This window comes from Pedobacter frigoris (genome assembly GCF_032678645.1).
Lineage (GTDB): Bacteria > Bacteroidota > Bacteroidia > Sphingobacteriales > Sphingobacteriaceae > Pedobacter > Pedobacter frigoris_A.
This window is the reverse complement of record NZ_JAVTSP010000008.1, coordinates 124,479-137,796: the sequence shown is the minus strand read 5'-3', so window position 1 is coordinate 137,796 and position 13,318 is coordinate 124,479. Positions and strand designations below refer to the sequence as shown.

Annotated in this window: 11 protein-coding genes; 7 read left to right on the top strand and 4 right to left on the bottom strand. The window is 38.2% G+C overall.

Features of this window, described 5'->3' with window-relative positions; translation table 11 throughout:
- Window positions 1–117: 117 nt before the first annotated feature.
- From R2Q78_RS20325 to R2Q78_RS20310, 4 genes are all read left to right on the top strand, one after another.
- Window positions 118–1,746: an acyl-CoA carboxylase subunit beta gene (locus R2Q78_RS20325; RefSeq protein ID WP_316794394.1), complete on the top strand. Its 1,629-nt coding sequence runs from the start codon at window positions 118–120 to the stop codon at window positions 1,744–1,746.
- Between the two features lie 103 nt (window positions 1,747–1,849).
- Window positions 1,850–2,812 carry a thioredoxin-disulfide reductase gene (trxB, locus tag R2Q78_RS20320; protein ID WP_316794393.1) on the top strand — a complete coding sequence of 321 codons (963 nt, stop codon included), beginning with the start codon at window positions 1,850–1,852 and terminating at the stop codon, window positions 2,810–2,812.
- A gap of 119 nt (window positions 2,813–2,931) precedes the next feature.
- Window positions 2,932–4,830: a beta-N-acetylhexosaminidase gene (locus tag R2Q78_RS20315; RefSeq protein ID WP_316794392.1), complete on the top strand. Its 1,899-nt coding sequence runs from the start codon at window positions 2,932–2,934 to the stop codon at window positions 4,828–4,830.
- A gap of 33 nt (window positions 4,831–4,863) precedes the next feature.
- Window positions 4,864–5,481 carry a hypothetical protein gene (locus R2Q78_RS20310; RefSeq protein WP_316794391.1) on the top strand — a complete coding sequence of 206 codons (618 nt, stop codon included), beginning with the start codon at window positions 4,864–4,866 and terminating at the stop codon, window positions 5,479–5,481.
- Window positions 5,482–5,486: 5 nt separating this feature from the next.
- On the opposite strand, the gene R2Q78_RS20305 is transcribed toward R2Q78_RS20310, so the two are convergent.
- Window positions 5,487–6,119 carry a response regulator transcription factor gene (locus R2Q78_RS20305; protein WP_316794390.1) on the bottom strand — a complete coding sequence of 211 codons (633 nt, stop codon included), beginning with the start codon at window positions 6,117–6,119 and terminating at the stop codon, window positions 5,487–5,489.
- Entirely contained in the window at window positions 6,112–9,009 is a 2,898-nt protein-coding gene (locus tag R2Q78_RS20300) for a two-component regulator propeller domain-containing protein (protein WP_316794389.1), read from the bottom strand. The genes R2Q78_RS20305 and R2Q78_RS20300 overlap by 8 nt, the downstream gene beginning before the upstream one ends.
- 201 nt (window positions 9,010–9,210) lie before the next feature.
- Here R2Q78_RS20300 and R2Q78_RS20295 point away from each other — a divergent pair, with 201 nt between their 5' ends.
- Window positions 9,211–10,068 (top strand): AraC family transcriptional regulator, encoded by an 858-nt coding sequence (locus R2Q78_RS20295; RefSeq protein ID WP_316794388.1) that lies wholly within the window; start codon window positions 9,211–9,213, stop codon window positions 10,066–10,068.
- A gap of 59 nt (window positions 10,069–10,127) precedes the next feature.
- Entirely contained in the window at window positions 10,128–10,562 is a 435-nt protein-coding gene (locus R2Q78_RS20290) for a hypothetical protein (protein ID WP_316794387.1), read from the top strand.
- Window positions 10,563–10,700: 138 nt separating this feature from the next.
- Here the strand turns inward: R2Q78_RS20290 and R2Q78_RS20285 are convergent, their stop codons facing one another.
- Both R2Q78_RS20285 and R2Q78_RS20280 read right to left on the bottom strand, forming a co-directional pair.
- Window positions 10,701–11,300: a hypothetical protein gene (locus R2Q78_RS20285; protein WP_316794386.1), complete on the bottom strand. Its 600-nt coding sequence runs from the start codon at window positions 11,298–11,300 to the stop codon at window positions 10,701–10,703.
- Window positions 11,287–11,784 carry a sigma-70 family RNA polymerase sigma factor gene (locus R2Q78_RS20280; protein WP_316794385.1) on the bottom strand — a complete coding sequence of 166 codons (498 nt, stop codon included), beginning with the start codon at window positions 11,782–11,784 and terminating at the stop codon, window positions 11,287–11,289. The genes R2Q78_RS20285 and R2Q78_RS20280 overlap by 14 nt, the downstream gene beginning before the upstream one ends.
- A 147-nt stretch (window positions 11,785–11,931) precedes the next feature.
- Here R2Q78_RS20280 and R2Q78_RS20275 point away from each other — a divergent pair, with 147 nt between their 5' ends.
- On the top strand, window positions 11,932–13,317 hold the full coding sequence (locus tag R2Q78_RS20275; protein WP_316794384.1) for a dicarboxylate/amino acid:cation symporter: 1,386 nt from the start codon (window positions 11,932–11,934) through the stop codon (window positions 13,315–13,317).
- The last annotated feature ends 1 nt before the right edge of the window (window position 13,318 follow it).

Sequence of the window (13,318 nt, the reverse complement as noted above, 5' to 3'; positions counted from 1 at the left end):
ACTTTGATCGTCATTCTGAAATAAATTCGGAATGACGATCTTTAGTTAAGGGTGTTTCTATACCAAATCCTGATTTGGACTTTTGTTCCATAAAAAAATACAATTAACTTGCCTGCGATGGATATAGAATTCAATAAAAACGAAGACGTTAATAAACAGTCAGTTTACGAGTTAAAAACGCGTTTAAAAAAGATATATAAAGGTGGGGGAGAGAAGAGTGCGGCAAAGCAAAAGGAGAAAGGTAAAATGCTCGTTCGCGAGCGCATTGCTTATTTGATTGATAAAGAAAGCAAGTTTTTGGAGATAGGAGCTTTTGCTGCAGAAGACATGTATGCTGAACAAGGAGGATGTCCCTCTGCAGGTGTGGTATGTGGAATCGGATATGTTTCAGGCAGGCAATGCATGATTGTCGCTAATGATGCGACTGTAAAAGCCGGGGCATGGTTTCCTATGACTGCCAAGAAAAATCTGAGGGCCCAGGAAATTGCAATGGAGAACAGATTGCCAGTGATTTATCTGGTGGACAGTGCAGGTGTTTATTTGCCCATGCAGGATGAAATATTCCCCGATAAGGAGCATTTTGGACGTATGTTTAGAAATAATGCCCTCATGTCTTCAGATGGTATTGTACAGATTGCGGCGATTATGGGTTCTTGCGTTGCAGGTGGTGCATATTTGCCAATCATGAGTGATGAGGCAATGATCGTTGATGGCACAGGCTCGGTATTTCTTGCCGGTTCTTATCTTGTAAAATCAGCCATCGGAGAGGAAGTAGATAATGAAGCTCTCGGAGGAGCAACGACTCACTGTGAGATTTCGGGCGTGACGGACTATAAGCATCCAAATGATCAGGCTTGTCTTGATAGTATCAGAAACATCATGAGTAAGATGGGCGCGCCGCAGGTAGCAGGATTTGACAGGATAAAACCAGGCCTTCCTAAATTCGAAGAGGATGAGATTTATGGAATTCTTCCAGAAAATAGAGAGAAACCCTATGATATGCTGGACATTATTCATCGTTTGGTAGATGACTCTGATTTTGAAGAATACAAAAAATTATACGGACAAAGCATCATCTGTGGTTTAGGCAGGATCGATGGCTGGGCGGTTGGCATTGTAGCCAATCAGCGTAAAGTAGTAAAATCGAAAAAAGGAGAGATGCAGTTTGGGGGAGTAATTTATTCTGACAGTGCGGATAAAGCTACCCGCTTCATTATGAACTGTAATCAGAAGAAGATCCCCTTGGTGTTTTTACAGGATGTGACCGGATTTATGGTGGGAAGCAGATCTGAGCATGGAGGTATTATTAAAGACGGTGCTAAAATGGTCAATGCGGTAGCCAATTCAGTGGTGCCTAAATTTACTATTGTTATAGGTAACTCTTATGGGGCAGGTAACTATGCGATGTGTGGTAAGGCTTATGATCCAAGACTGATCTATGCCTGGCCAAGCGCTAAGATTGCCGTAATGGGAGGGGCTCAGGCTGCCAAGGTATTGTTGCAGATTCAGGAGGCTTCACTTAAAACAAAAGGGGAGACGATAACCGCTGAAAAAGAAGCTGCGCTGTTGAAAGAAATTACGGATCGTTATAACAGTCAGACGACACCATATTACGCCGCTTCCAGGCTTTGGGTTGACGGAATTATAGACCCTAAAGACACCAGGCAAGTAATTTCGATGGGAATTGAAGCCGCTAACCAATCACCCATAAAAAGACAGTTTAATGTCGGTGTTATCCAAACCTAAGTTCAATTATAATCTATAAATCACAATGTTGCATTTGTTACATTATGCGGTTTGCTGGATAGCCGGATAAAGCGTAATTTTGCTGTGTAATACAATTAAAAATATGTCACAAGAAACAGAACACGTTCAATGTTTAATTATAGGGTCCGGCCCTGCCGGTTATACTGCTGCAATTTATGCTGCACGTGCAGATCTTAAGCCCGTTATGTACACTGGTATGGAGCCAGGAGGTCAATTGACCCAAACTACAGAAGTTGATAATTTTCCTGGATATCCAAATGGAATAACAGGTCCGGAAATGATGGAAGACTTCCGTAAACAAGCAGAACGCTTTGGTACAGATATTCGTTTTGGTTACGTGAGTTCAGTAGATTTTACGTCAATGCCACATAAAGTTGTAGTAGACGAAATTAAAACCATCACTGCAGATACAGTGATTATTTCAACGGGTGCTACCGCTAAATGGCTGGGATTACCTAGTGAACAACAATATAATGGATTTGGTGTGTCAGCTTGTGCGGTGTGTGATGGATTTTTCTTCAAAGGACAGGATGTAGCAATAGTAGGTGCTGGCGATACAGCTGCAGAGGAAGCTACTTACCTGGCTAAACTTTGTAAAAAAGTATATATGTTGGTTAGAAGGGATGAGTTCAGAGCTTCTAAAGCCATGGTACACAGGGTGATGAATACTCCAAATATTGAAGTGATTTACAATTCAGAAACAAAAGAAATTCTTGGTAATGGTAAAAATGTGACAGGCGTAAGGGTACTGAACAACCAGACAGGTGCAGAATCTGATTTGCCTGTTGAAGGATTTTTTGTAGCGATTGGTCATAAACCTAATACAGACATCTTTAAAGGATGGTTGGAAATGGACGAGACTGGTTATCTGAAAACAATCCCTGGATCTACAAAAACCAACGTAGAGGGAGTTTTTGCTTGTGGAGATGTGCAGGATCACTATTATCGCCAGGCAGTTACAGCTGCTGGTTCGGGATGTATGGCAGCTTTGGATGCTGAACGTTATTTGGCGGCTAAAGAAGATGAGGTAAAAGTTTTGTCTTAATTGACAGTTTATTAGATAAAAGGCAGGATCATTGTGATTCTGCCTTTTTTTTGTGCTTTTTCTTAACAGATTTTTTTTATCTTGTGGCTTAAATACAATCAAAAATTTTGACCACACACATGAAAAGATTATTATCAATTACGCTTATGGCATTTATCTCGGTAAATGTATTGGCGCAAACTGATGCCAATATGGGGATTATTCCTGCCCCGGTATCTGTAACTAAAAAGAGCGGTTCTTTTAAATTGGATAAAACTGTCGTATTGGTGTCTGCAGACGCTGCAAATGCAAGAGTAACAGATTTGCTGAATGCAGCGATTGTAACAAAAGCCGGATATGCATTGAGAGAAGTAAAGACTGCAGGAGCTAATGATAGGGCAATTGTGATTACTTCTGCGGGAGCGGATAAGTTACCTGCTGAAGGTTATACCATTGATATCACGGATAAAAAAATAACGATTACAGGTAAAGATGCAGGTTTGTTCTATGCTGTACAGTCTGCCATTCAGCTGCTACCTGAGAAAAAGAACAATCAAATTGTTGTAAATGCTGCAACAATAAACGATTACCCAAGGTTCAAATACAGAGGTATGCATCTTGATGTTGGCCGTCATATGTTCCCTGTTGCTTTCGTTAAAAAATACATTGACATCCTTTCCCAGTACAAACTGAATACTTTTCACTGGCATTTAACTGAAGATCAGGGCTGGAGAATTGAAATCAAGAAATATCCTAAATTGACCACAGCAGGCGCCAGTAGAAATGGAACCATCATTGGTCATCATCCTGGTGTAGGTACAGATGATGAAGTTTATAAAGGATTTTATACTCAGAATGAGGTAAAAGAAATTGTGGCTTATGCTGCGGCAAGATTTATCAATGTGATACCTGAGATAGAAATGCCAGGGCATGCTTCGGCTGCGATTGCGGCTTACCCTGAATTGAGCTGTTTCCCTGACAGAGATACTTTTGTTGATGCAAAAACCCCATGGGCAGGATCAAGAAAAGGAAAACAAGTGCAGCAGCAGTGGGGTGTATTTGATGATGTATTTGTGCCTAGTGAGAACACATTCAAATTCCTCGAAAATGTATTGGATGAAGTGCTTACACTTTTCCCTTCTAAGTACATCCATATCGGAGGTGATGAAAGTCCTAAGGAATATTGGAAAGAAAGTGAGTTTTGTCAGAAACTGATCAAACAGCTTGGAATAAAAGATGAGCATGAGTTGCAAAGTTATTTTATCCAGAGAATCGAAAAATACCTGAATTCAAAAGGCCGTTCTATCATCGGATGGGATGAAATTCTTGAAGGTGGGTTGGCACCAAATGCGACCGTGATGTCCTGGAGAGGCACTGCTGGAGGAATTGCTGCAGCTAAGCAAAAGCACGATGTGATCATGACGCCCAATGGAAATGGTTTGTACTTTGATCATAAACAATCTGAGTCTGTTGATGAGCCGACAAACATCGGAGGTTTGTCTAATTATGCTAAAGTATATTCTTATGATCCCATTCCTGCTGAACTGACTGCCGATGAAAAGAAACATGTAATTGGTGTTCAAGCCAATTTATGGACAGAATATGTAAGAACTCCTGAAAAAGTAGAGTACTTTATCTTTCCAAGGATATTCTCTTTATCGGAAATTGCATGGAGTCCTGTTGAGCGTAAGGATATCAAAAACTTCTCTGAAGAACGTCTGCCATTGCATTTAGCTAAACTAGATAGAGAGAAAACAAACTACTGGGTACCTGCACCAATCGGCCTGAAAGATAAGGTAATGAATGGACAAGATTTTAGCATTGAGTTGAAAGAACCGGTACCGGGAGCTAAGATCTATTATACGTTTGACCTTACCCGTCCATCTGAAAATGGTAATTTATATAAAGGACCAATCAAAGTCGTGGTTCCTCAAGGGCAAAAACGCGTATTGAAAACCATCGTTATTACTCCTGGAGGCAGACGAAGTGTCGTTACAGAGACGATCTTAAACAATGGTGCAGATTTGAAAGCTAAATAGATTATTTAATTGTATTTGCATTAAAAAAGAGAAATGAAATTAATGAAATACTTGGTAAAGCAGTCTCTGATATTATCAGGACTGCTTTTTCTGGCTTCTTGTAGTGACGGTGAAAAAGGTGCAGCAGGTAAAAAAACGTCTGAAACAAAGAAGCCTGCCGGACAATTTGTGTTTTATAAAGACATTGAGATCAGACCGGGAATTAACTTTGAATTGATCAGCTGGGGAAAGGGAGTCGACAGTATAGGTGGTTATACCATTCTGATGTCAGACTCTATTAGAAATAACTACAAATCATTTTCTAATGAACGCAAAGGAATCATTACTGATGCCTGGAATATGGATATGGACAATGATGGAGATCCTGAGATTTATATAGAATTACTTAGTAAAAAGAATGTGAAAGATCTTAATGTTTATGAGTATTCGGGTGGTAGTTTTAATAAAATCAGTTTTCCACCGTTGAGCAGCAGGGCAAAAGAAAGCTATGCAGGTGATGATAAATTCAGTATAAAAAATGGAGAACTTTTCCGTACCTATCCACTGGTAAATCCTAAAGATACCAGTATAAAGGCAGGTGATATGAAATACCTTCAATATAGTTTGAGAGGCAATAGCTTCGAGATTTCAGAACTAAAAAAGGGAGAGTGATCTTGCTAGATTAGGCGGTTAGACTTTGCTACTCTGATGGCGTCAGACTTAGAGTTCACATTAAGCTTTAAATAGATGTTTTTGATATGCGTTTTTACCGTTTCTATTTCAATAAACAGTTCATGCGCGATCTGACCCCTGTCTTTACCTTTTGATATTAATTCCAGGATTTGAGCTTCTCTTTTTGTTAGCGGTGAATCCTGGTTTTTTTGTAAAGAAGTGATGACTATTTTTGCAACATCAGGACTCATAGGACCGCCGCCCTGTATTACTTCTTGTATGGCATCGATTATTTTTGCTGATGAAGTGTTTTTTGTGAAATAGCCAGAAGCCCCGTTGGCAAGTGCATCCAATATGGTTTTTTCAGTCTCATAAACGGTAAGCATGATAATGTAGGCATGCGGAACTATTTTTTTTAATTGAGGCAAGGCTTCTATGCCGTTTGTTCCAGGTAATTGAATGTCCAATATAATTACATCTGGATTGTCTTTACTGATTTTTTGTTTTGCGAGATCAAAAGAAGGGTAGGTATTAACTACCGTATACGGAGAGGTATTGTTAATCAGATAGGCATAACCTTCTCGTATCGTTTCATCATCTTCAATTATTACGACCCTTGCTATAGACTGATTATACATTTTTGAAATGCTTTAGTGTTGGAAAATTAATCATTATGGATATACTTGTTCCCTGAGTGCCTGAGGTGATGTTGAGATTGGCATTGATTCTTTTGGCCCTTACATACAGATTATTTATGCCATGCCCATTTTTTGCATGCTCAATATCAAATCCCTGCCCATTGTCAACAATACTTAGTGTAAGTATTTCATTATTCAATACTGCAGAAAAGGTGATTTCTGTTGCCCTGGCATGTTTTAATACATTGTGTATGGATTCTTTAAAAATCAGTAAAATATTTCGGCTGATATCCAGAGATAGCCGCGAATCTCTATTGTTAATGTTAATATTACTTCGGAATTCTATAGGCGTTTCATTGAACATTTCTTCTCCAAAACTTCGGATATGATTTAGTAGCTGACTAAGTGTGTCGTTCTTTGGATTAAGTGCCCAAAGAATATCTTTAGTTCCTGTATATAATTCGTCCACGTTATTGCTGATTTTTTTTAGAATCCCCCGTTTTTCAGTATCATTTTTGTCGATCATACTGCTCAATACTTCTGATAAGACTGTAATTCGGGTAAGTTTGTTACCCAGATCGTCATGAAAATCTTCGGCAGTTTGCTTTCTGATCTTAAATTGTTCTTCAAGCTTTATTTTTAAGCGAAATTTCCGTTTTCTTTCATTCAGTTTTAGAATAATATAAACTGCTAGCAGAATCGAGAGAATCACGATCAGCAGCATGAAGAATCTGAACAGACCTGTCTGATAGTAGGGTGGGAGTATTTCAAAAGAAAAATTGGCTGCATTTTCAGAAGAAATGCCTTCTCTGGTAAGTGCAATTACTTCAAACCTGTATTTTCCAGGAGGCAGCGCTGTAAAATTTATTGAAGTATTAGTGCCGGCCAGATTGAATTTATTGTCAAGTCCAAGCAACCTGTATTTATAGGATATGGCATTGGGGCTGGAAAGGTAGATTCCAGTATAATTGATGTTAATGTGGTTGTGGTCATATGGTAAGGCCGGAGCATATTCTAATTCATAATCTTTGAAAAATGTTTTGAGCTTTTTACTGCTGTCCCGCTTGTAGCTCGGAGAAATACTTACTGAATTGATATATATGTATGGCTTTACCTTAGTCGAACTAGATGAATTAACCGGAAAAACTATCGCTCCTTTTGTGGTTCCAATCCAGATGTTGTCTCCATTTTGGAGTATTGCATTTTGATTGCATTCTACGAGTATGTTGTCGTTATTGACGTTTGGAATAAGCTTGAAATCTTTCGGATTTAATCTGTTGACCCCACGACCTGTTCCCAGCCATATTATTCCTTTGGTGTCTTTTAAAATGCTGTAGACGTGATCGGAAGCCAGGCCTGACTTTGTGTTTATTATTTTAGAGCTGCCCGTTTTACTGTTCCATATCATCAATCCATAATCCGCTGTTCCGAAAAGTACATATTCTTTATACTTCAACATAGATAAAATACTGGAACCTTCCAGCCCTTTTATATCCAGATGAGAAGCTTTTTGTTTATTAATGAGCCAGACGCCGTCCTGAGTTCCTGTAATGATCGAGTCTTTTCCCATCTCAAGAAGACCTCCTCCAAACTGCCTGGTAATTTTTTTAAAATCATGGTTTATGGGGTTGTACAGCAGACATCCGTAATCTGTGGAAAGCCATATTTTCCCATCAGTATCCTCAAGAATGGCATTGTAAGCGATATCATGATATTTCTCATCTACCTTTATGATTTGCTTTCCATTATGCATCCATAATCCGGCACCGGGGGTGCCGATCCACACGTTTTTCTTACTGTCTTTATACAGGAAATTGATGCGATAAGCATCTTCATTATTAGTTGGGATGGTTATACTTTTTATCTTTTGATTTTGCTTGTATTCATACAATCCTCCAAATGAACCAAGCCATATTGTTCCTGGTTCAGGGCCATTGGATATCGCCATGACTATTTTGTTTTGTATTCCCTGTGTTTCATCAAAAGTTACATATGTGTTATTTGTAAACTTGAAAATCCCGGATCCGTCAGTTCCCAGCCAAATGTTGTTTTCAATATCTTTAAAAATAGTATTGACCATGTTGTCAGTAAAACCATTTTTTGAATTGAAATGTATGACCTGCGTAGAAGTAATACAGTAAGCTCCCTTACTGGTGCCAATCCAAACTGCCCCTTTATCGTCTTGTGCAATCGACATACATTTTAAGGTAATCTCGGGATAAGCCTTTTTCAGAACATTGTTGTTCAGGATATAGATACCGTCTGAGGTCACCAGCCAAACCTTATGCAGATTAAATTTGTCGACCAAGATATCGGTAATAAATAGTTTGCGGAAAGTGAGAGAATCTCGTGATCGCAATACCCATATGTTGTTTTCAAGGCTATAAATTCCCTTTTGATGGATTGCCGCCCATATTTTTCCAGACTGATCAAGATTCAGCGCGGTGACGAATTCCATCTTGTCACGGGTAATAGAAACGGCTTGTTCTTTTTGGCCTGTAATTTTAAAGAGATGTTTAGACTTTAAAGCATAGGTGCTGCCAGTTTTATCAACGACCAGTCTGTTTACCCATTTTTTATGATCACCGTAATTGGAAAATTGAAGTCCGTTATAGGTCGTGGTACCCCTTGCAGATCCAATCCAGAGATTGTTTTGTTTGCCAACAGCAAGAGTAAGCGTAAAATTGCTGCTTAAACCATTGGTTTTGGTATAACTTGTAAATTCGCTGCCGTTAAAGCAACTTATTCCTCCCAGAGTCGCTATCCAGAGTCTTCTGTGGCTGTCTTGTGCAAATGACGTTACCTGTGATTGTGTAAGACCTTTGTCAATGTCAAACTGCTCAAAATTATAGCGCTGTGGATAGGCAGCTGGATTATAAGCAGACAGCATAAGTATCAGAAAAGATAGCTTTTTGTAAAACACAAGAAGTGAATATATGTGATTAACCCAATTGTAAATATATTTATCAATATACGATTAAAAAATACCGCCAGAAGGGGTATTTTTAATCCTGATCTAAATATACCCCTTAAAGGGTGAATAATCCAGAAAAACATCAATGTAGCTTTGTTAAGCCAAATTAACACTGTGATGGGTATCTATAGGATGACTGTTTGTAAGAATGAAGTTATAAGCGAGACAACCAGTCGGGCTTATAATTCAGGTATTACTGAAAAATATCTGGTAAGTACCATATCTCGCGGTTCCGGAGATTTCGTCATCGGTAAGCGCGATCTCAAGTTGTTTCCGGAAAAGTTCATTGTTTTAAATGAAGGGAGTGCTTATTCCAACAAGATAGAATCTGCTGAAGAGGTAAATATTTGTTCCATATTATTTGATGCTGATTTTGTTTGTGATTATGAATATTCAAGCGCAAACGAAAATAGGGTATTGCTGGATAACCCCCAGTATTACAAAAATGGAAAGCCTGTTTTTATCGAAGCCATTTATGCGTTAAATGAAGAAGTTAGAACCGGAATTCAACAACTTAAAAAAGCAACTGAAATGGGGTTGAAAGACGAAGTTTTATTGATGGAATACTTTAACGGTTGTTTGTCGGCATACTATGATTTATACCACGCCGAAGTCACAAACAGGGCGAAATCTTTGAAATCACTTAATCTCAGTACCCGTTCAGAAATATTGAGACGGTTGTCTATTGCCAGAGATTACATGCTGAGCAACTACAATAAGAGCATTTGTTTGTATGATGTAGCGTTAGCTGCCTGCCTGTCAGTAAATCACTTGTTACGCACTTTCAAACAGGCTTACCATCAGTCGCCACATCAATTTTTAACAGATGTAAGACTTCAGCAGGCTAAGTATTATTTAAAAAATACAGATTATTCGGTAAGTGAGATTGTGGATATCGTAGGTTTTGAGTGTCCAAGTTCATTTACACGCTTATTCAGGAGTTCATTTAAAATTACACCGGGCAAATTCCGGTAGTATTTAATTGTATTCCGTGTTCTTTGAAAACCTTAAAAACAACATAAAACAATTACACAATGAAAACAAGATTTTTAATGTATTTAGCCATACTAAGTATGGCTTTTACTACGCTTTCAGCAAAAGCAGACCGACCAGTAAATGAAATCAATATTAAACCTAATTCAGTTATTGAAGCTTTTATCAAGGCTAATTTAAACGGCAATGCAGCACTTTTTGATGTTGTGTTAAAAGATGGAGCGACCATCAAAGTAAATAGGAAAGATAAAGTTATTGAACACTCAAAAAGTGAAATACTCGATTTCTATAAAAAAAGCGGTGAGATCATGTTGAATTGCAGCTCTGATTTTGAGATTTTAACAACCAATGATTGTACAATACTTGCAAGGGTAGATTTTAAATTTCCGTCGTTTGTGCAGCAGAATTACATTTCCATAGAAAGAGATAGAAAAGGTGCGTGGAAGATAACCCATGTAAACAGGTTTAATGTTTAATGGATAATTGGGTGATTTTCGCCTATTGGGATCTCTATATGAAATTTATATTTGAAGCAGGTAAACCCATATAAGTTTGGATGAATTTAAATTTGGGTTAGTTAATAATAAAAGTCATCCAAACAGGATGACTTTTTTTTATTGCTGGTCTTTAAACTGACCACTGATCCTTTCAAATTTTTCAATCAAAAGATCCAGTCTTTCTTTCTCACGTTTTATATAGGCCTTTCGCAGGATTGTCGCGCATAAGGCCATCCAGAATATCGTAAAGGAAATGATTCCGACTTGTATCCAAATATTCAGGTTATCCAGCATTTCATAGAAGTAGAGGATAAAACCAACAGATAAGGCTATAGCATAAAACCAATAAAGCTTATTGTATATTGTGAATTTGTTGAGCTGGTATATTTTCAGTTTCGATAAAAATGCATTGGGATGTTCTGTGAAATCGTTTTGTGCGATTATTCTGTAATCCTTATAAAGAATAAGTGTGTAAACAGCTACCGATGCTACTATAATGCTCAAGCCTGCCAGGGTAGTCCAGGAATTAAACTGAAAAAATATTATTAATGCTGTAATGGCGGCAAAAGACAAAATCATTCCAAGAATATTGAAGAGGGATCTGGTTCTGATTCCATTGACTTCTTTTTTTGCCTGCGCCAGCATTTCATCAGAAGAGATTTTTACCTCAACCGAATGTGATTGCCAAAGCGATTGTATATGATCAAATTCTTGCATGCTGATTGTATAATTCGGTAAGTTTTTGTTTAATACGATGAATTTTTACCCTAAGATTTCCTTCACTAATCCCGGATATCTCTGCTATTTCGTTGTATGGTAGTTCATCCAGTACCATAGTAATGATTAAGCGGTCATTTTCTTCCAATTTGGATATGGACTTATACAGCAAAGCAATTTGCTCATTTTTTTCTAAGAACTCTTCGGCGCGGTTTTCTATGATGTTTTCCGTAAGCTCATCTTTTGCCTGTCTTTTTTCCGATCTCAGATAAGTAAGGCAGGTGTTTACTGCTATACGGTATATCCATGTTGATATCAGTGACTTGTTACGGAACTTATCTAAATTTTGCCAGACCTTTAAAAAAGTCTCCTGCAGTAAATCATTTGCCGAATCTTCATCACCAGTGTAACCATAGCATAAATGGAATATCTTTTTAGAGTTGGTGTCGAAAATCTGTTTAAATAACTGGTCTTTTTTTTCCACTTAAACTTATTTTGTTCCTGGTTTAGATTGAAGTATTCCTTGTTTGTTACGGGGGTCAAAAAGTAAAATTACACACTTTATATACAATGTTTAGAGAATAATTTAATTATTGTAGTTTTACAGACTTGAAAAATTTATAAGAAAACAATGGTAAAGAACAACAAACTAACCTTTTTCATTTTTCTTGCTTTAATATTAGGTGTGGTACTCGGGTATTTTTTAAATGTTAATTCATTTAAGGATTATAATGATACTATTGCTACATCTGAAAGCCAGATAAAAACCCTAGACATCCAGCTAAATGGAATAAAAGATACGACCATTGTGCAATATGCCGACCTGAAGGCACAAAAAGTTTTAGCAAGTACAGCCGCTAAGAATGCCACTATTGCGAGGGAAAAGAGCCTGGAGCCTTTAACTTTGCTAAGTGATATTTTTCTTCGCCTGATCAAAATGATCGTAGCGCCTCTTGTATTTACTACATTGGTAGTTGGGGTTGCTAAGGTTGGGGACATTAAGGCAGTCGGAAGGATTGGAGGAAAGACGATGCTGTGGTTTTTGAGTGCGTCCCTGTTGTCCCTGGTACTGGGAATGATTATGGTGAATATCTTTAAACCAGGCGAAGCAATGAACTTGCCTTTGCCGCCAAGTAATGCAGATACAGGAATTCATAAAGTGGCTTTATCACTCAAAGACTTCATTTCTCATATTTTCCCTAAAAGTATGACCGAGGCCATGGCGACCAATGAAATTCTGCAGATTGTGGTATTCTCACTATTTTTTGGTGTTGCTACAGCAGCAATAGGAGAGAAGGGGCAGATCGTTATTAACTTTTTTGATGCTGTTGCACATGTGATTCTAAAAGTAACCGGTTATGTAATGAATTTTGCCCCATTTGCAGTTTTCGGAGCAATGGCCGCAATTGTCGCAAAACAAGGATTAGGAGTGTTGTCAACTTATGCATTGTTTATCGGGGAATTTTATTCTACGATGCTATTGTTGTGGATTGTTCTGATTCTGATAGGATTTAGCATTCTTAAAACGAGGATATTTAATCTGATGAGTCGAATGAAAGAACCTGTTCTGGTGGCTTTCAGTACGGCGAGTAGCGAAGCTGCTTATCCAAAGACACTATTGCAGCTGGAACGTTTTGGTTGTAAAGATAAAATTGTGAGTTTTGTTTTGCCTTTGGGTTATTCATTTAATCTTGATGGATCAATGCTATATATGACCTTTGCATCGCTCTTTATTGCGCAGTCTTATGGTATCCATTTGTCTTTTGAGCAGCAAATAACGATGCTGCTTATCCTGATGCTTACCAGTAAGGGTATCGCCGGTGTGCCAAGAGCTTCTTTAGTGGTGATAGCCGGAACCATAGCTACGTTTAATATTCCCGAGGCCGGACTAGCACTTTTAATCGGAATAGATCCGTTATTGGACATGGGGCGATCAGCGACAAATGTCATTGGAAACAGTATTGCTACCGCTGTGGTTAGTAAATGGGAGGGTGAGCTTAGCGGCCCGCTTGATTAGC